The sequence below is a fragment of the Alteromonas sp. ALT199 genome, from assembly GCF_018619335.1.
Lineage (GTDB): Bacteria > Pseudomonadota > Gammaproteobacteria > Enterobacterales > Alteromonadaceae > Alteromonas.
This window is the reverse complement of sequence record NZ_JAHHDX010000098.1, coordinates 16,407-36,745: the sequence shown is the minus strand read 5'-3', so window position 1 is coordinate 36,745 and position 20,339 is coordinate 16,407. Positions and strand designations below refer to the sequence as shown.

Sequence of the window (20,339 nt, the reverse complement as noted above, 5' to 3'; positions counted from 1 at the left end):
AAATTACGCTATAAAGCAAACTGATTTTTATCCGAAGCAATGGTAATTAGACTTACCTCAGCGTGTCTTTTCATTGCACAATGCAATTCAATAAGAAACGTAAATAAAAATCGGTGCGCTCTAACAAAAAACGCCAGTTAAACTGGCGTTTTCTATTTAGTCCTCAAGCTTAGCTTGGAATATCGCCCGGCTTGCCAACTGACGGTTTATCTACACCGTCGTTTTTGATTTCGCCTTCACGGACTGGCGCACCACCACTTGGCTTATCGCCACCCGATGGCTTGCTGTCATCCCAGTCTGCTGGAGGACGAACGTCAGTGCGGTTCATCAGATCATCAATTTGCTTAGCATCAATAGTTTCGTACTTCATCAATGCGTCTTTCATTGAATGTAAGATATCGATGTTGTCTTCAAGGATCTTCTGAGCTCGGTCGTAGTTGCGGTCAATCAGTGATTTAATTTCCGCATCGATAGCTCGTGCTGTGTCATCAGACATATTCGTAGCCTTAGACATAGACTTACCTAAGAATACTTCGCCTTCGTCTTCAGCATAAAGCATTGGGCCCATTTTGCTCGACAAGCCCCATTGGGTCACCATCTTACGTGCAATCTCAGTTGCTCGTTCGATGTCGTTAGACGCACCCGTAGTTACTTTATCGTCACCGTAAATTACGGCTTCGGCAATACGACCACCAAACAAGCTAGAAATCATGCTTTCTAAGTGCTGTTTAGAGTGACTTACACGGTCTTGCTCAGGCAAGTACATAGTCACACCCAAAGCGCGACCACGTGGAATGATTGACACTTTGTAAACCGGGTCGTGTTCTGGAACCAAGCGGCCTACAATTGCGTGGCCTGCTTCGTGATAGGCCGTCATTTCCTTTTCAGGTTCAGACATAACCATAGATTTGCGCTCAGAGCCCATCATGATTTTGTCTTTCGCTTTCTCAAACTCTTCCATTGAAACAAGACGCTTGTTTCCGCGAGCAGCGAACAATGCAGCTTCGTTTACTAAGTTTGCAAGGTCAGCACCTGAGAAGCCTGGTGTACCACGTGCAATAACAGATGGTTCTACGTTATCGGCAACAGGTACTTTGCGAATATGAACTTTAAGAATTTGCTCACGTCCGCGAATATCTGGAAGACCAACAACTACCTGACGGTCGAAACGACCAGGACGAAGCAATGCAGGGTCAAGTACGTCAGGGCGGTTAGTCGCCGCAATAACGATGATACCTTCGTGACCTTCAAAGCCGTCCATTTCAACAAGCATTTGGTTAAGTGTTTGTTCGCGCTCGTCGTGACCGCCACCTAAACCTGCGCCACGTTGACGACCTACTGCATCGATTTCATCGATGAATATAATACAAGGCGCTGCTTTCTTCGCTTGTTCAAACATGTCGCGAACGCGTGATGCACCTACACCTACAAACATTTCTACGAAGTCAGAACCTGAAATAGTGAAGAATGGTACTTTTGCTTCACCCGCTATCGCTTTCGCAAGTAGGGTTTTACCAGTACCTGGAGGGCCTACCATTAATACGCCTTTAGGGATCTTACCGCCAAGTTTCTGGAACTTAGATGGGTCGCGTAAGAAATCTACTAATTCTGATACGTCTTCTTTAGCTTCGTCACAGCCCGCTACGTCGGCAAAAGTCGTCTTAATTTGGTCTTCACCAAGTAAGCGCGCTTTGCTCTTTCCGAAAGACATAGCACCACGGCCACCGCCACCTTGCATTTGACGCATGAAGAATATCCATACACCAATAAGCAATAACATGGGGAACCATGAAATGAAAATTGACGTTAGAAGAGATTGCTCTTCCGGTGGTTCACCGTAAACTCTTACGTCGTTTTTAACCAAGTCAGATACTAACTTGTCATCGAAGTAAGGTACGAATGTTTGGAAAGTTTCGCCTGAACGCTTTGTACCGCGAATTTCGCCACTATTATTTATGCGAACTTCACGAATATTTCCCTGTTCTGCTTCTCTCAAAAACGTTGTGTAGTCAGTTTGCGAACGAGACGATTCACTCGGTGAAAAGCTCTGAAAAACCGACATTAAAACAACGGCGATGACTAACCATAAGATTAAATTTTTTGCCATATCGCTCAATGCTACTAACCTCTATAAACCCGAGTTGCTTGTATATCCACCAAAATGATTAATGAATAAACGCTACAACTCGCAACGAAAACCGCTTAACTCAAAGCGTACTACACTTTATACCCACAAGCCACCAAATACACCTCACGTGAACGTGATCTAGACGAGTCAGGCTTACGCGTCTTGATGGTGGTGAAAGATTGTTTAAGTGCGTTCATGAACTCAACAAATCCCTCACCCTGGAACACCTTTATGACAAAAGAACCACCGGGCTTTAAAACTTGGTGACACATATCTAGCGCTAATTCACAAAGGTACATAGAGCGAGATTGGTCAACCGAAGCATTGCCAGCAAGGTTCGGTGCCATATCAGACAACACAATATCTACGGTGTTCCCACCGATTCTGTTCAATAGTGCGTCGAGAACAGTGTCCTCTCTGAAATCTCCTTGTAAAAAGTCTACGCCTACTATTGGGTCCATGGGCAAAATATCGCACGCGATTACTTGACCATTGTCGCCAACAAGTTGCGCAGCTAGCTGTGACCAGCCCCCTGGTGCAGCACCAAGGTCTACAAGTGTCATTCCTGGTTTAATAAGCTTATCTTTTTTTTGGATTTCTTCCAGTTTATAGATAGCTCGCGAACGCCAACCTTCCTTATTTGCTTTTTGCACATAATGGTCGTTGACGTGTTCTTGTAACCAGCGTTTACTGCTGGCGGAGTGTTTCTTTTTTGTCATTCCAGTACAATGTCATTAGGATTGTAGAGAAGATGGCGTTAGAATACGTTATTTCAAGCATAAACTAACAGATTAATTGTAAGAAATATTACTAGATGAAACTTTCAAATAAACAGAAACAATTCCTAAAAGGTCTTGCACACCCGTTAAAACCAGTTGTGCAGCTAGGCGGGAACGGCCTGACAGAAGGTGTGGTTGCCGAAATCGACAACGCACTTAGTCACCATGAATTAATTAAAGTTAAGGTACCTACCGATGATCGCGAAGAAAAAGCGCTCATCATGGATGCTATTGTACGTGAAACAAACTCAGTTAAGCTTCAGGTAATTGGTCACACGCTAATTATTTATCGTCAGAGCGAAGACTGTAAAATTCAGTTGCCAAAATAACTGAATAAAAGGTGCCGATCCCTTTCGGCACCATAGTTTTTCCTCTTACTTCCCGTTAACATCACGTTAATAAAAGTGAATAACTAGGATTTAAGGGAAAACTATGACGCTAAATAATCTTACTGCGATTGTCACAGGCGGTTGCTCTGGACTTGGCCACGCTACTGCTATCGCACTTCGCGATGCGGGTGCTAACGTCAGCCTTTTCGACTTAAATGAAGAGCTTGGCGCACAACGCGTGGAAGAGTTGGGCAGCAACAACACAATATTCACCAAAGTTGATGTACGCGATGAGGCTTCTGTTCAAGCTGCTATTGATGCGACAACCGAAACGTTTGGCGCCATTTCTTTGGTGGTCAACTGCGCAGGTATAGCTCCCGCAAAGCGCCTCTTAGATAAAGAAGGCAACCCTGCCCCACTTGGCGATTTTCAAAAAACCATTGATATCAACTTAGTCGGCAGTTTCAACGTCTCTCGTCTCGTCGCTGCAACTATGGCAAAACAATCACCCATTAACGAAGAAGGCGAGCGCGGTCTTATCATCAATACAGCTTCAGTTGCGGGCTATGAAGGTCAAATAGGCCAAACCGCCTATGCCGCGAGTAAAGGCGGTATTATTGGGCTTACCCTACCTATGGCACGAGATTTAGCGCCATTAGGCATCCGCGTTAACACTATAGCGCCTGGCGTGATGGGTACACCTATGCTGCTTGCTATGCCTGAAAAAGTGCAACACGCGCTTTCCGCCAAGTACAATTTCCTAAGCGCCTGGGGCTACCTGAAGAGTTTGCTAAATTAGTCATTCATATGGCAAACAACAGCTATTTAAATGGTGAGACCATTCGCCTTGATGGCGGCTTGCGCATGCCGCCTAAGTAAAACTGATTGCTTAGCGCAGGTTGCCTGCAGCTGATTGCACAAGGTCGTAAGCGCTGATAGCTCAGTACTGCCAGCTTGATAAAGAATAGGGAGCGAAAGCTCCCTTTTTTAATGAATGTAAAAAATTAATGAAACAAAGTCTTTTGAGTAATTGCAAATATGCTGCTGTTAAGGGTTATAAAGATAAGTTGGCGGCAATTCGGCAAGTTCGTCTTCATCTACACGAAGCGACGGATGACGAGTTGCTATCCTCTCATAACTATCTGGGTAATAGAGTTGCATTAAACGCATTCTACTTTTGTGGAACCTGTCGATTTCGGGTTCAAACTGCATAAGCGCGTCTACCGTACTTTCAACGTGAGATAACGAAGCTTGATTTTTGCCAATGTTTAATGCGATGTGAAGCGGGTCCTGACCTAAGCTATCACCGCTATATTGGAAATTATTTTCAAAAAGGTAATTAATTAGATCACTGTCTTTTTTTAACGCCGCATAATAAACCAAGCTTTTATTAAAGGTATCTAAGTCGTAAACGGACACACCTAGGGCAAGCATATTTTCAATGAAGTCACTGTTCAAAAGTCGCCAGGTAGATAATTTATTATAGTCACTAAGCCCTACCCAGAATGGGCTTTGAATGACTGTAGAATATCCCGTTTGGAAAGCTAGTAGCCGAAGCATAATAAATTCGTACTGACTCTCATGCACTGGGACAGACAGTATCAAGTCGATACCCTGCTGTGCTTTTCCATCGTCAAAAAACGTGTAGGCCCCGTTTATACTGTCTATTAAGGCCTGACCTGTTGGCACGCCCTTATTGTTTGTAATTTCTTGCCGTTTATAATAGTCCACTAAGCTTGGGTCTTTATCCGCTAGCGCTTGGATGATTGCACTTTCATCACCCTTAAAACGAGAAGCCACTTCATCAATAACTTGTTGTATGTCGCGAGGCTGCCAGAGCGAATTTAATGCCGACACCCGCGCTTCGCATTCGGCGCTAATACTCTGCAGTTTAGGCAGGTTTAACCGTTCCTGAGTGCTAGCTAAACGCTCTGTTTCTAGCGTTTGTATAAGAGGGTGCGTTTCTTTTACGCTTATTGCTTCTCTTTGAATTATAGAAGTTACATCCAAATTGTAATCCACAAATAGTGATTGAATTTCGCTATTGTCAAACTTGTAAAAATGACGGGGAAAATGCCCTTCAATCAGTTCATCGGTTTTCGACTGAAACCGCGCTGGCGCACCATAATCCATAAGAAGTAATACAATGTTAGCCGCCGGCTCACGTTTGCCACTGTAATAGCCATAAGTTAACGCACTAAGTGCCCACTCCATACTGGAGCCCAAATAGTTGTCTTGCGTGGGTTTATAACCCTGCTTAAGCAGGGTCTCAACAACATTTATTCGGTGCGCCATAATGGCGTAGTCGAGCAGTGATGTGGTGGCATAGCGGTCGTAAGACACGTAAGTAAAAGGATCGTCGAGCGCTTCTAGCAGCATAAAAATACTGTCATCCGAAACTGTTTCGTCTAATAGCATATACGCAACATCGTCTACGCTCACGCTGTGTTCAGCGAGTGTTTGTTTCTTTTCTGCAAGCGTTAAACTCGAAAAACCCTCAATAGCAGGGTTTGGGATCGCTATTCTTACAGATGCTCCCCAGTCTTTCAGCGAAGGATCCATATCCCAAAACCGCTTATTTAACTCTCTATTCTTTTTACTCGTCGGTGCGTTATTTCTTAAGTACTCGATGCGAAATTCATCAGCAAAATTATGATTTAGAAAATACTCAACGGCTAAGGTGACATCATCAAGCGAGTACACCCCTTCATCAATGAAGTAATTCCAACTAGAGTAGTTGTCCCGCGCCCAATTAAAATTGTGCGTATTTTGTTGGCTGAGTAAATGCCGGCAACGTGCGTAGTGGCTTGTATCGAAGGCGGCACTTGGGTCCACATTGCCGCCTGCCATATCTATAAAGAGGGGGCTCTCTCCCGCGCTTGAAGTAAGCGCTTTTTCTTCGCTGTCAGGAAAAAGATTACCCCAATAAATAACCCCAACGCCGAACAAAACGATGGCAATGGTAACAACGCGCTTTCTTTTCATTATTATTGTATTCCTTTACTTCACACCTATTGCTTAAGCGTTGCGTTCTTACAGTAAAAAAGGCTAAACCCATAAGCCGTCACTATTACCCATTCTCAGTTGACACTGTTCATTGACCATTGACCATTGCTGACATTTAGCTATTCGCCATCACCACCATTCACAATAAGCGCGATATTGTATAAACGATTCACTGCATGGTAGTTAATAGAGTTTTTAGGGTAACGCCCTTTACTGCTGATTTTACCCGCTTCTTGCTCCATCAAAATAGTGAGCGCATCGTCTACCGTTTCTACAGTATAAATGTGAAACAGCCCTTTTTTCACTGCATCGAGAACTGTTGCGTCTAACACTAAATTGATCGCATTAGATTTAGGAATAATCACGCCCTGCGTACCGGTAAGGCCGCGGTGCTGACACAAGTCGAAAAAGCCTTCTATCTTCTCGTTTACGCCGCCAACCGCTTGCACTTCACCGTACTGGTTTATTGAACCTGTTATGGCCAAAGTTTGTAAGCAAGGGATTTCTGTCAGCGCAGAGATAAGCGCAACCAACTCACCAAGAGACGCACTGTCGCCGTCTATATGTCCGTATGACTGCTCTAACGCAATGTTTGCAGATAGTGTTAACGGGAAATGCTGAGCGTATTTATTACCTAAATAACCGTTAAGTAACATTACCCCTTTAGAGTGTATGGGCTGTCCAAGCTCTACTTCTCGTTCGATATCAACCACACCACTTGCGCCAGCAAATACAGTAGACGTAATGCGCGCAGGCGTACCAAATGCCGTGTCACCGATATCCAGTACGGTTAAGCCGTTTACTTTCCCCACCGCCTTGCCTTCAGTGGCAATAAGCACGTGACCTTCTTTAATATCGTTTAAAAGAGTTTGGCTGACGCGACCGGTGCGGCGCTTCTTAGCACTTAACGCTGTCTTTAAATGATCAAGCTCTAGCGTGTCGGCTTTGGATTTCTGGCAAAAATAGTAAGCTTCATTTACCAGTTCAATAACTTCAGCAAAATGCGCAGAAAGCTTTTCTTTGTGCTCGGCCATTCTTAGCGAATATTCTACTAGCCTGCACATAGCATTAGCGGTTATACCTTTAAGCCCTAACTGATTGAGATGCGCACGTACTTTGCCCACAAAGTCGAAAAGAGCTTGCCTGGTGACAGGAATTTCCAAGTCAAAATCCACTAACACTCTAAATAGTTCGTCAAACTCATCATCATAATCTTGTAGCGTGTAGTACAAGTCGCGTGAACCTAATAAAACGATTTTCACATTTAAATCGATTGGCTGTGGGTTTAGCGTAATATTGTTAACCATCCCCACGTCTTGCTGCGGCAAGTCCATACGCAAGCGTTGAGACTTAATCGCAAGCTTTAGGGTGTCCCACACGAAAGGCTGTTCAATGAGTTGATCTACATCTAGCAACAAATAACCACCGTTCGCGCGGTGCAGTGCTCCGGGCTGAATCATTCTATAGTTAGTAAACACGCTGCCGTGAATGTTGGTGTACTCAATTTTACCGAACAAGTTTTGATAAGTAGGGTTTGGCTCGTAAATAACCGGTGCCGCATCGTCTAGCTTATTTGATACCAGGACATTAGGAAGAAATTGCTCTTCTAAAAATACTTTTTTGTCGAAGTCGTCGCTCTTCTCTTCTTTTTGCTCTTCGCTATGAATGACTAAGGTAGCGTTAACTAAAGCGGTTTTAAGCTGCTTTAGGTACTTCATGACTCCAAGTTCAGAGGCGTATTTGTGCTCAAGAAGTTTGATAAGCGGCTTAATCACATGCTCTGCAGTTTTTTTATCAAGCTCTCGAAGACGCTCAGAATTTTCGCGCTTCCATGTAGGCAAGCTCAATAAACCTTCACTCAATCTATTTTCTAGTTCGTCGATAAGGGTATAGAACCCTTCCCGTTGTTCGTCAGTTAACGAGGCAAAATCAGTATCGCTTATTGGTTTTCCATCAACTATAGGCGAAAACGTGATTGACCCGCTTTCTTCATATAGCGCAACGTCATTAGCTTGTGCGTAACGCTCTACTGCATCGATTGCTGCATCGTACTTTTGCTCAAACTCTCTGGAGATAGATGTGCGGCGACGCTGATAGCCTGGGTTGTCAAATGCAATGGGCAGCGAATCTAGAACATCGTCAATAAGGGCAGCCATATCTTTGTGGAATGCTTTTCCGCCACCAGGAGGAAATTTTAGCGCAACGGGCTCACGCTCTTCGTCGAAGTTATTGATATAGCAACAATCATCTGGCGCACTAAGCTGGGCAACTTGGCGTTCAATATAATCCTTCACTAGGGTGAAGCGCCCCGTAGCAGGTTCACCCATTACATAAAGGTTATAACCTTTGGTATTAATGCCTAGCCCAAATGTTAGCGCTTCACGTGCGCGCTCTTGCCCAATGAAGGTCGCATTCAGCGCTTCGTCATCTTTTAAGGCACCGTTTATCGCACGGCGATTTATGGTAGGTGAAAGCGCGTCTATATTTAGCGCATATGTATTAGTGTCTACAGACATGCCTGTTCTATTTTCGTTTCTTTACTTAAGTGAAACCCTATTTAACAGCACTGTCAAACGCTTAACTCTAATAAGGCAGCTTTACGTTACTAATTGCACAACAAACAACCACCTTTGGGTCATAATGAATAAATTGAGGCATAATGCCAAGGTGTTGAGTCTTCTGTTCAAATTGATGCTTTGAAAAACAAGGGGTAGCTTTTACCCTCATTAGAAGCGTTAAATAACTAAATTTGAATTGGCAACCAGTCAAGAATTTACGAGCAATAACTAATTAGAAAAAAGCAAGGTTAAAACGATGAGAACAATTACTAAAACTTGCCAAGCAATGCTTCTATCAGGCGTACTCGGTGTGACATTAACTCCATCAAGTCTCGCTAACGTAAACTATGCAGACAGTTCAGGGTTTTCGATTACCAATGTAAGTGAAAGCCACGCCCCTACTGAAGAAGTGTATTCTCACTTTATTCAAAATGTGGATATGTGGTGGCCAAAAGATCATACATGGTGGAAAGGCACGCTTCGAATTGATGAACAAGCCGGTGGCTGCTTCTGCGAAACATCCAATACGTCTAGCGCAGCACACATGCAAGTCAGCTATATTGAACCGAATAAGAAAGTAGTCATGACAGGCGGATTAGGTCCACTACAAGAAATGGGCTTAACAGGTGCGCTTACTTGGGAATTCAGCTCTGTAGACAAAAGCGTATCCTCACATGAAAATAAGAAAAGCAAACCTTTGCCAAAGACCAAAGTTACCCTAACCTATCACGCCTCAGGCAATATTCATTTCAATGGCCAAAGAGCAACTGACGAGGACGCTGCCAATTTAGTTAAGGTTGTCGACAAAGTACAGGCGCAGCAACTAAGTGCATTAACTGCGTTTAGCGACAGAAAGTTTAATGAAACGCCAGAAGACAATAACGAACGCTAATACAATGAGTCAAAAAAATTAGGCTGCTGTGCGAACGCCTCAGGAGAGGTTTTGCAAATTATCATCTCGCGCGAGCCTAAACTGCTTTATTAATGCTCACTTTTCATGCAAGCAGCAATAAATATTGCCTTGTTCAGTGTTAAGCTATTGAGGCATGGCTTAGCGCTGGGTTATTCTATTGGGCTATATGTATGTAAAGTGGGAATTTCCCACGTGCGGTTAAATGGCGATAATTCAAAAGTGATGAAAAAAGCTTTTGCAACTGTTTCGCCTTATGCCGCCCATAAACGTTTTAACTTTTAATGCGGAAGCCTAAGTTTCATGGCCGATAATCAGTACAATCCGAAAGACATTGAACAACGCGTTCAGCAATACTGGGAAGATAACCAATCGTTTAAAGCAAACGACGATGTAGAAAAAGAAAAATTCTATTGCCTGTCTATGTTTCCATACCCTAGTGGCCGACTTCACATGGGTCACGTGCGCAACTACACCATTGGCGACGTAATTAGCCGTTTCCAGCGTATGCAGGGTAAAAACGTATTGCAGCCTATGGGTTGGGATGCTTTCGGCCTGCCGGCAGAAAATGCAGCAATTAACAATAATACTGCACCGGCGAAATGGACATACTCAAACATTGATTACATGAAAAACCAGCTTCGCTCGTTGGGCTTCGGCTACGACTGGGATCGCGAAGTAACAACATGTAAATCTGATTACTATCGCTGGGAGCAGTGGTTCTTCACTCGCCTTTACGAGAAAGGTCTTGTGTATAAGAAAAACTCTACCGTTAACTGGGACCCTGTAGACCAAACTGTTTTGGCAAACGAACAGGTAATCGACGGTCGTGGGTGGCGTTCAGGTGCTTTAGTAGAGCAAAAAGAAATTCCGCAGTGGTTTATCAAAATTACTGACTACGCTGAAGAGCTTTTACAAGACCTAGAACAGCTTGAAGAATGGCCTGATCAAGTACGCGCAATGCAGGCAAACTGGATTGGCCGCTCTGAAGGCGTGGAAATTACGTTTGACCTGGCGTCAGCGGTTAACGAAATTGCCGATTTAACGGTATACACAACTCGACCAGATACTTTTTACGGCGTAACTTATGTCGCGGTAGCGGCGCAGCATCCATTAGCTGAATTTGCAGCACAGACAAATGCAGATTTAGCAGCCTTTATTGAAGAGTGTAAAAATACCAAAGTTGCTGAGGCTGAATTAGCAACCATGGAGAAAAAAGGTTTCGCCACTGGTTTTGAAGTTGTTCACCCGCTTACCGGTGAAAAGCTGCCAATTTGGGTCGCTAACTTTGTATTGATGGACTATGGTTCAGGCGCTGTAATGGCCGTACCTGGTCACGATCAGCGCGATTGGGAATTCGCCACAAAGTACAACTTACCAATTCAACAAGTTATTGCTCCTAACGCGGGTGATGAAGATAAATGTGACCTTACTGCCTCTGCGTTTACAGAAAAAGGTAGCTTAATTAACTCGGAAAAATTCGATGGCCTTGAATTCGATGCCGCATTTAATGGTATCGCTGATGAGCTTGAAAACAAAGGCTGTGGTAAGCGCAAAGTAAACTATCGCCTTCGTGACTGGGGTGTAAGCCGACAGCGCTATTGGGGCACGCCTATTCCAATGCTAAATTTGGAGAACGGTGAATCGGTTCCGGTTCCTGCTGACCAACTACCAGTTGTGCTACCAGAAGACGTAGAAATGAATGGCGTAACCTCACCCATTAAAGCTGATCCTGAGTGGGCTAAGACCACATATAACGGCGAAGCTGCATTACGTGAAACTGACACCTTTGATACTTTTATGGAGTCATCTTGGTATTACGCACGTTACTCAAGTGCTACCAATAACGATGCCATGCTTGACCCGACTTCAGCCAACTACTGGCTACCGGTAGATCAATATATCGGTGGTATTGAGCACGCCATATTGCATTTGCTTTACTCGCGTTTCTTCCACAAATTGCTACGTGACGAAGGCCTAGTGAACTCTGACGAGCCATTTAAGCGCTTATTGTGTCAGGGCATGGTATTAGCCGACTCTTACTACCGTGAAGACGCCTCTGGTAAGAAAACCTGGTTCTCGCCTACTGAAGTAAGCACAGAGAAAGACGACAAAGGCCGCATTGTTAAAGCGTGGCTGACAGCAGATGGCGAAGAAGTTATTCATGGCGGCATGACCAAAATGTCTAAGTCGAAGAATAACGGTATCGATCCGCAAGAAGTTATCGACCTGTACGGTGCCGATACAGTCCGTCTATTTACTATGTTTGCGGCGCCACCAGAGCAAACCCTAGAGTGGGTTGATTCTGGTGTTGAAGGTGCAAACCGATTCCTACGTCGTATCTGGAAACTTGTTACCGAGCACGTGGAAAAAGGCACGCCAGAAGCCATTGACGTTAAGTCACTGTCGAAAGACCAGCAGGCACTTCGCCGTGAAGTACACAAAACAATTGAAAAAGTGTCTGATGATTTGGGTCGTCGCCAAACCTTCAATACTGCGGTTGCTGCAGTAATGGAGCTGTTGAATCACCTTCAAAAAGCGCCACAAGAAAATGCGCAGGACATCGCTATTATGCGCGAAGCCTGTGAGTCAATCTTGTTGCTGCTTAACCCTATTACCCCGCATATCGCTCACGAGCTTTGGAAGGTACTAGGTCACAGTGAAGATATCGATTTGGCGCCGTGGCCACAGGCAGATAAAGCAGCATTGGTTGAAGACGAGAAGCTTATTATTGTTCAGGTTAACGGTAAGGTTCGCGCGAAAATGACCATTGCAGCTGATGCAAGCAAAGAGGCCATTGAAGCTTCTGCGAAAGAGCAACCCAACGTTCAGCAATTCATCGAAGGTAAAACCATTCGAAAAGTGATTGTTGTTCCTGGCAAGCTTGTAAACATTGTAGCTAACTAGGTTAGGTGGTGATGAAAAAGCACTTACAATTTGCAGTCGCTGTGTTGGGTACCGTTTTGGTTACAGGCTGTGGCTTTCATTTACGAAGTAGTCCTAGCCTACCAGATGACATTAACACCGTTGCCATTGAAAGTGCTCGAGCACACGCGCCTTTAGCGCGTGCGCTCGATAAACGTTTAAATGTTTACGGTTTATCTAGTGTTGACGTAGATAAAATAACGCCAGCTAGTCAAAACGTGAGTATTTATCTGCTACCAGAGAAACTCGATCGTCAGCTGCTTTCTGTCTATCCTTCGGGTCAAGTGGCAGAATACGAACTTATTTATGTTGTTCGTTATCGTGTCCAATTCCCCGATAAAGAAGCCTTAATGGTTCAGTTCGAAGTTGTCCGTGACTACCAAGATGACCCCGATCAAGTTCTAGCGAAGTCTCGAGAGCTTGAGTTAATGCTCAGTGAAATGCGCGATGAAGCAGCTGACATTATGATTAGACGCTTATCTAGTCAGGCTGCGGCTGCACAAAGTGTTTCTGCATCAGACAGCCAATAGACGCCAAAGTAATTCATGCAAATTTACCCAAACCAATTTAGCCAAGATATCACAAAAGCACTTCGCCCTTGCTATTTGGTGTTTGGCGATGAGCCACAGCAAAAATTTGATGTCATTGAAAAAATTCGTACTAAAGCGAAGGCCAATGGATTTGAAGAGCGCACGGTGCTTGTCGCTGAAACCGGCTTTAACTGGAACCAGCTGATTGAAGCTACACAAAGCATGTCGCTTTTCTCAAGCCAGCAGTTTATTGAATTGGAGCTCCCCACAGGAAAGCCAGGTACGGAAGGCAGTAAAATGCTGCAAGAAGTAGCAGCATCATTAAACCCTGACATTTTATTACTGGTACATGGTCCAAAAATCGGTAAAGACGTGCAGCGCGGCAAATGGTTTAAAGTACTTGATGAGCTAGGTGTATCGGTAATGTGTTACCCACTGGAAGGCAAGCAGCTCAATGTATGGCTTAACCAGCAGTTAAGCGCACACCAGCTTTCTGTATCAGCATCTGGCGCTAAAATGATTGCCGATTTTTGTGAAGGCAACATGATGGCTGCCAAACAAGAGATCGACAAACTTGCCCTGCTCTACCCGCAACAGTCTATTTCAGATGAGCAAATTGAACAGGCCATGGTGGACCAATCACGTTTTAACGTGTTCCAACTGGTTGACGTTATGCTTGCCGGTGACAGTACCCGCTGTATTAAGATACTTTATCGATTAGAAAGCGAAGGTCTAGAGCCAAACATTATTATTTGGGCACTTATTCGTGAATGGGAGCAGCTGTGGAAGCTAAAGCTTGCTCAACAAAGCGGTACGCCCATTCAATGGCAAAAGTTTGGTATATGGCGCAATAGACAAGGCTTTTATCAAAGTGCGTTGAATCGTTTGAACCTCGCGCAACTCGAGGACATTCAAAATGCGTTAACGCGTTCAGATCACGCATTCAAGCAAAATGTGATTGCCCGTCCTTACGTTGAAATGTGTCATCTGTGTATGATGTTTATGGGTATGGACCTTCGCGAAATCCCGCTGTTGCAAGCCTAACGGCATAGATAGGGCACAGATAAGGTACAGTGTAGTGAGTAATTCACGTTCTTCTCATTCAAGCTCCCGTGTAAAAGCTATCCTTGGCGGTACTTTCAATCCGCCTCATAAAGGTCATATTGGTGCGGCATTAAAGGCCGCTGATGAAGTGGGTATTGAGCGCGTTCATTTAATGCCTTGTAAATTAGCTCCACATAAGTCTGTAGGCGTATCAGAAAGCCATCGGGTGAAAATGATTGAACTTTGCGCCCAAAACAATGACAGACTTATTCCAGAGTTAATTGAACTGACGCTTCAGTCACCCTCTTATACAGTTAAAACACTGCGCGCACTTAAAGAGAAAAATGATGACACAATCTGTTTTTTCATTGGCGCAGATTCACTGTATAATCTGGATAAATGGTACGAGTGGGAACAACTACTCGATTATTGTCACTTAGTGGTTATGCGTAGAGACGACGAGAAGTTTTCGCCGCCCCCCGCGATACAAGCTTGGTTAGATTGTCATGTGACTAATGATAAAAATATTATTCACGCAAAGCCTGCAGGCCATGTAGTGTTAACCAACACGCCACTGTATAGTGTTTCATCAACTGAAATTCGTGACGTACTAGCGAATGTTGCTACATCCAACAGAGCGGATGCGCCAAACGCTTCTATGGCTAATTCTACCCGTTTATGGTTAGAAGAAAGTGTACTAGCATACATAAACGAACATCAGTTATATAAAAGTTAAGTAAGTGAGGAAAACTCTTGGAGAGTCAACAGCTCAAACAGTTTGTTAAAGACAAAATTGACGACATGAAAGGCCGTAATGTTATTGAACTAGACGTTCGCGGCAAATCAACTATTACAGATACCATGATCATTTGTTCGGGTAACTCTAAACGCCACGTATCGTCTATTGCTGAAAATGTAATGGTAGAAGCAAAGAACGCGGGTCACGCACCAGGAAGCGTGGAAGGTAAAGAAACAGGCGAATGGGTACTTGTTGATTTCGGTGATGTCATTTTGCACGTTATGCAGGATGAAACCCGTGATTTCTACCAGTTAGAAAAGCTGTGGTCATAGTGGCGTAAACGCTTGCTATAAATATACAGTTACACGGTCAATGAAGGCCATACCTCCCAAGCGTATGGCCTTTATTGTATAAAGCCCCCTCCTGCGGTAAGGATAAAATAAGTGCGTATACAGATTGTCGCGGTCGGAACAAAAATGCCGAGTTGGGTAAACACGGGCGTTGAAGAATTTGTTCGCCGCTTTCCTAGCGATATGCCGGTGTCATTTACTGAAATACCCGCCGGTAAACGAGGCAAAAACGCCGATATAAAACGTATTTTGGAAAAAGAAGGCGAGCAAATGCTGGCCGCTATACCGAAAGGAAACCGTATTGTTACGTTAGAAGTAACGGGTAAGCCCTGGGACACACCTACGCTTGCTAAACAACTAGACAATTGGAAAATGGACGGGCGCGATGTGAGCCTGCTTATTGGCGGCCCCGAAGGATTGGCGCCTGAGTGTATTGCTGCGTCTGAACAAAAATGGTCCCTATCGGCCTTAACTCTTCCCCACCCTCTTGTTCGAATTATTCTTACAGAAAGTCTATACCGCGCATGGTCGGTCACGCAAAATCATCCTTACCATCGTGAATAAGGTATCGCTACACTAATGCAAGGGAAGTCAATGCCTCGAAAACGACAAGCAATTCGTGATCATTCAGCAGAAGCGAACTTATTCGCTCGTCGTGCGACTATCGCTTTTATCATCGTTGTAGCCATGTTGGGCATTGTGCTAAACAATCTTTACTCTTTACAGGTTACCCAATTTGATGATTACCAAACTCGTTCTAATGGTAACCGAATAAAAGTGTTGCCCGTCGCGCCCAACCGAGGTCTTATCTACGACCGCAACGGCGTGCTCTTAGCAGAGAACCGCCCGGTTTTCAGCTTAGAAGTCATTCCTGAACAGGTAGATGATATCAACCAAACCCTGGCCGATTTAACTGAGTTAATGGATATCACAAGCGATGAACTAGAACGCTTTCAATCCACACTTAAAGGAACGCGCAGATTTAAGCCAGTGGCCCTTCGCACTCAGTTAAGCGAAGAAGAAGTCGCGCTATTCTCTGCCAGTAAACACAAATTCCCAGGCGTGCAAATTGAGGCGCGTTTAGCGCGTCATTACCCATACAAAGAAACCCTCACCCATGCACTAGGCTATGTTGCACGTATCAATAAACGCGACTTGCAAAAGCTTGTTGAAGCAGGACAAGAAGATAATTACGCCGCAACTCATGATATTGGCAAGTTAGGTATTGAGAAATACCACGAAGAATTACTACACGGTAAGGTTGGCTATCAGCAGGTTGAAGTCAATAACCAAGGCCGGATTATTCGCGTACTGAGTGTTGAACCACCAACACCGGGCAAAGATATCGTGCTTAATTTAGATTTAGAGCTTCAGTTAGAGGCTCAACGAATTATAGAGGGCATGCGCGGTGCTGTAGTGGTGACCGATGTTCAAACTGGTGGTGTTCTAGCACTTTACTCTAACCCTAGCTACGATCCGAATTTATTCGTGCACGGTATCAGCAGTAAAAATTATTCTGCGCTGCTGAATTCGCCAGACCGGCCACTCATTAACCGGGCAACTCAAGGGCAATACCCTCCAGCCTCTACCATTAAACCCCATTTGGGTTTTGTTGGCTTAGAAGAAGAGGTTATCACTAAAGACTACACAATTAACGATACAGGCCGCTATCAATTGCCAAATGTGTCGCACGTGTGGCGAGATTGGCGTCGATGGGGACATGGCAAAGTAGATGTCTCGAAAGCCATTGAGGTGTCTTGTGACACCTATTACTACGAGTTGGCCTATAAATTAGGTATCGATAAAATCAGCGAATCTATGTACGAGTTTGGCTTCGGCGATTTCACAGGTATTGACCTTTATGAAGAGTCAGACGCCAACATGCCAAGCCGAGGGTGGAAGCGCGCACGGTTTAATCAACCTTGGTACATTGGCGATACTATTCCAGTGGGTATTGGACAAAGCTATTGGACAACAACACCAGTACAGCTAAATACATCGGTAAATACGCTGGTCAACGCCGGTGAGCGGTATATTCCTCAGATAATTCGCGGTTATATGAATACAGATAGTTCTATCGACCTCATCCCGCTTAAAACTTTGCGGCCAATAGAAATAAAAAATCGTGAGAATTTAGACGTGGTGTTAAACGCTATGCGTGATGTTGTAAGCGGTGAAGAAGGCGGAGCGCGTCATGCGTTTGCAGACACGCCATACGATTCAGCGGGGAAAACAGGTACCGCACAGCTTTTTACCGTTGGGCAAAATGAAAAATACGACGCCACGAAAATTGACGAGCGCCTTCGCGATAATGCCATGTATGTTGGCTTTGCACCTTTTGAGAACCCTGAGATATCTGTAACTGTGGTACTTGAAAACGTGGGCGGTGGTAGTAAGAACGCAGCACCCGTTGCCCGCCAAATCATGGACTTTTACTTTAAAGATCGCGTTTTCGAAACTGCTGAAGCTAATACAGCAAACAGTGACAATAAATTAGGGACAAACTAGTGAAGAGAGCCACCATAAACCCTAATAAGATTAGTTTTCTGCAGCGTATTCATATTGACGGCTGGCTGTTAGTGGGCTTGCTTGTATTGAGTTGTGTTGGATTGTTTACGCTCTACTCAGCGTCAGGGCAAGACATGGAGCAGATGGAGCGCCAATTCATACGCCTAGGATTTAGCTTTATTGTAATGTTCGGTTTAGCTCAAATGCCTCTGGGCGTATTTAGGTTTTTCTCGACTTATGCCTATGGCGCAGGCCTACTTATGCTGGTGGCGGTATTACTATTTGGTGATATGGGCAAAGGGGCACAGCGCTGGCTTGATTTAGGCTTTATTCGTTTCCAGCCTTCAGAATTAATGAAGCTTGCCGTGCCTATGATGGTTGCATGGTATATCAGTAAATTCACTATGCCGCCACGCACAACCCATATTATTGTGGGTTTCGGCCTAGTGGTTGTGCCCACTATCCTTATTGCTAAACAGCCCGATTTGGGTACATCATTGTTAATCGCAAGTTCAGGTATTTTTGCCATATTCCTAGCGGGTATGAGCTGGCGCCTTATCTCGGTAGTAGGCGGGCTTATTGGCGCGTTTGCGCCTGTTATGTGGTTCTTCTTGATGAAGGATTATCAAAAGCAGCGTGTTCTGACATTTTTGAACCCGGAAAGCGACCCCTTAGGTTCGGGATATCACATAATTCAATCTAAAATTGCCATTGGCTCGGGTGGTGTCGACGGCAAAGGCTGGCTACAAGGCACTCAATCGCAGCTAGAATTTTTACCAGAGCGCCATACTGACTTCATTTTCTCTGTATTTAGCGAGGAATTTGGACTTACCGGTGTTATGTGTTTAATGGCAATTTACATTTTTATCATTATGCGCGGGCTTATTATTTCAAGCCGCGCACAAGATGCATATGCAAAATTACTAGGTGGTAGTATTACCCTCACCTTTTTTGTTTATGTGTTCGTAAATATGGGTATGGTGTCCGGATTGCTTCCCGTGGTTGGCGTACCGCTACCTTTAGTGAGTTTTGGTGGAACATCTATGGTGACATTAATGGCAGGTTTTGGCATTCTTATGGCCATTGCCACTCAGAAACGTTTTATGTCTAGATAACTTATATGCTGCAGAACCTTTTTTCGGTAATTAATTTTGTTAAAGCGGGTTTGGTTAATGTAAGTTTTAACCGGAACCTGGCAAACAGACAACGCTTTCGCAACAGCGCCGCTGTTCTTATAGTATTAGCATTAGTGGGGTGTCAAAGTGCTCCCTCCCAATCTAGCCGTTACAGTCAAAAGCAGGATTCTGCACCAAAGCACGTAGCTAAAAAGCCTGAAACATTAGACGCTGTGCCAAAGTACGAAGCGTACCGTATGTTTAACAGCAGGCCTTACAAGGTATTGGGCAAGCACTATACGCCAATGAACAGCGGAAAAGGCTATGAAGAAGTAGGTTATGCCAGTTGGTATGGTCAAAAGTTTCATGGTCACTTAACCTCGAACGGTGAAACTTATAATATGTTTGCTATGAGCGCAGCTCACAAAACATTACCACTCCCCTCTTACGTACGTGTTACCAACTTAGAAAATAACAAAAAAGCCATTGTTCGCGTAAACGATCGCGGTCCTTTTCACGATAACAGGATCATAGATTTATCTTATGCGGCAGCGGTAAAACTTGGCTATCACAGCAAGGGCACAGCTAAAGTTAAACTGGAAGTTATCCATTTTGACGAACAAAACAACGTGACCGTGGGTAATAGCCCTTCGGTAACCTACGACGAGTATTTAGGCATAGCTGTGGGTCCTTCTCCTGAAATAGCGAGTAACTCACCTAAACCACCGATTGCCCTAACGACAGCTGATACTTCAACAAAGGTATCGAACAGCAATACAATGGTCGATGCTATTTACATTCAAGTTGCAGCGCTTTCAAACGCTGAAAAGGCAAAATCTATTTCCAACGTACTATCAGCCTTGTATCAAATACCCGCTCACCTGCCGGTAGCTGATAACATTTACAAGCTTCAACTAGGACCCATCCACGACGAAGCAGTAGTGGCAGAGGTGCTTGAACAGTTAAAACAAAATGGTTATCCCAACGCCTACGCTATCACCCAAACCATGTAGGGTACTAAAGCGTTATTAATACATCAGTTATTATAGCTTGCACGATTCAAAGCACTTTGAAGGTTGCGAAAAATTGGCTTACAAGCGAGTTAATAATCTAGTTAGGTTTATCCGCTCATAAAAGCACCGACATTATGGCAGCTTTGTGTCATTCAGCAGGCAATATCACGGTTTCTTCGTCTTACCCCTACTATCCCTTAAACTTTTTTGATAAAACCTAGTCTTATACGCAGCCTTTCGTTAAGATCTCGTATTGCCCCACAATAACGTGGGTAAATAATCAGAGTTCGGTTACGAACTGGATAAAAGCTAAAATTGGGTAGCCATGTTTTGAGGTATTCGCTTCGCGGTCATCGCAATAACAGGGTAAGCTTTAACTCACACGGATAAACGGTCAAAGAAATT

General features: G+C 44.3%; 15 protein-coding genes and 1 pseudogene. 12 read left to right on the top strand and 4 right to left on the bottom strand.

The genetic code is table 11. The features are described from left to right. Positions 1-169: 169 nt before the first annotated feature. A complete protein-coding gene (gene ftsH / locus KL866_RS11050; protein WP_025255123.1) occupies positions 170-2,116 on the bottom strand; it encodes an ATP-dependent zinc metalloprotease FtsH in 1,947 nt (648 codons plus the stop codon). A gap of 101 nt (positions 2,117-2,217) precedes the next feature. Continuing rightward, positions 2,218-2,847: a 23S rRNA (uridine(2552)-2'-O)-methyltransferase RlmE gene (gene rlmE / locus KL866_RS11045; protein ID WP_025255122.1), complete on the bottom strand. Its 630-nt coding sequence runs from the start codon at positions 2,845-2,847 to the stop codon at positions 2,218-2,220. A 95-nt stretch (positions 2,848-2,942) separates the two neighbouring features. On the opposite strand from rlmE, the gene yhbY reads away from it, so the two are divergent. Further along, positions 2,943-3,236, top strand: a complete 294-nt coding sequence (gene yhbY, locus KL866_RS11040; RefSeq protein ID WP_014949363.1) for a ribosome assembly RNA-binding protein YhbY — start codon at positions 2,943-2,945, stop codon at positions 3,234-3,236. A 103-nt stretch (positions 3,237-3,339) separates the two neighbouring features. Beyond that, positions 3,340-4,115: pseudogene (locus KL866_RS11035) on the top strand (3-hydroxyacyl-CoA dehydrogenase). A 168-nt stretch (positions 4,116-4,283) separates the two neighbouring features. Here the strand turns inward: KL866_RS11035 and KL866_RS11030 are convergent. Further along, on the bottom strand, positions 4,284-6,221 hold the full coding sequence (locus KL866_RS11030) for a hypothetical protein (protein WP_214995050.1): 1,938 nt from the start codon (positions 6,219-6,221) through the stop codon (positions 4,284-4,286). A 140-nt stretch (positions 6,222-6,361) separates the two neighbouring features. Then, positions 6,362-8,758, bottom strand: coding sequence for a Lon protease family protein (locus KL866_RS11025; RefSeq protein WP_214995048.1), 2,397 nt, complete (start codon positions 8,756-8,758; stop codon positions 6,362-6,364). A gap of 298 nt (positions 8,759-9,056) precedes the next feature. Here KL866_RS11025 and KL866_RS11020 point away from each other — a divergent pair, with 298 nt between their 5' ends. The 10 genes from KL866_RS11020 to KL866_RS10975 all read left to right on the top strand — a co-directional run bounded on the left by KL866_RS11020 (position 9,057) and on the right by KL866_RS10975 (position 19,934). Further along, on the top strand, positions 9,057-9,692 hold the full coding sequence (locus KL866_RS11020) for a hypothetical protein (protein WP_025255118.1): 636 nt from the start codon (positions 9,057-9,059) through the stop codon (positions 9,690-9,692). A gap of 321 nt (positions 9,693-10,013) precedes the next feature. Continuing rightward, entirely contained in the window at positions 10,014-12,617 is a 2,604-nt protein-coding gene (leuS, locus tag KL866_RS11015) for a leucine--tRNA ligase (protein WP_214995046.1), read from the top strand. Between the two features lie 11 nt (positions 12,618-12,628). Continuing rightward, complete coding sequence (gene lptE, locus KL866_RS11010) at positions 12,629-13,165, top strand: LPS assembly lipoprotein LptE (RefSeq protein WP_025255115.1); 537 nt, start codon at positions 12,629-12,631, stop codon at positions 13,163-13,165. A gap of 15 nt (positions 13,166-13,180) precedes the next feature. After that, complete coding sequence (gene holA / locus KL866_RS11005) at positions 13,181-14,209, top strand: DNA polymerase III subunit delta (protein ID WP_214995045.1); 1,029 nt, start codon at positions 13,181-13,183, stop codon at positions 14,207-14,209. 34 nt (positions 14,210-14,243) lie between these two features. After that, on the top strand, positions 14,244-14,945 hold the full coding sequence (nadD, locus tag KL866_RS11000; protein WP_214995043.1) for a nicotinate (nicotinamide) nucleotide adenylyltransferase: 702 nt from the start codon (positions 14,244-14,246) through the stop codon (positions 14,943-14,945). A 17-nt stretch (positions 14,946-14,962) separates the two neighbouring features. Then, positions 14,963-15,280: a ribosome silencing factor gene (gene rsfS / locus KL866_RS10995; RefSeq protein WP_025255112.1), complete on the top strand. Its 318-nt coding sequence runs from the start codon at positions 14,963-14,965 to the stop codon at positions 15,278-15,280. A gap of 111 nt (positions 15,281-15,391) precedes the next feature. Next, positions 15,392-15,862: a 23S rRNA (pseudouridine(1915)-N(3))-methyltransferase RlmH gene (rlmH, locus tag KL866_RS10990; protein WP_214995041.1), complete on the top strand. Its 471-nt coding sequence runs from the start codon at positions 15,392-15,394 to the stop codon at positions 15,860-15,862. A gap of 30 nt (positions 15,863-15,892) precedes the next feature. Continuing rightward, entirely contained in the window at positions 15,893-17,806 is a 1,914-nt protein-coding gene (gene mrdA / locus KL866_RS10985; RefSeq protein ID WP_025255110.1) for a penicillin-binding protein 2, read from the top strand. Then, positions 17,806-18,921: a rod shape-determining protein RodA gene (gene rodA / locus KL866_RS10980; protein ID WP_214995039.1), complete on the top strand. Its 1,116-nt coding sequence runs from the start codon at positions 17,806-17,808 to the stop codon at positions 18,919-18,921. Before mrdA ends, rodA begins: the two co-directional genes overlap by 1 nt. Positions 18,922-18,926: 5 nt before the next feature. Beyond that, a complete protein-coding gene (locus KL866_RS10975) occupies positions 18,927-19,934 on the top strand; it encodes a septal ring lytic transglycosylase RlpA family protein (protein ID WP_214995037.1) in 1,008 nt (335 codons plus the stop codon). The last annotated feature ends 405 nt before the right edge of the window (positions 19,935-20,339 follow it).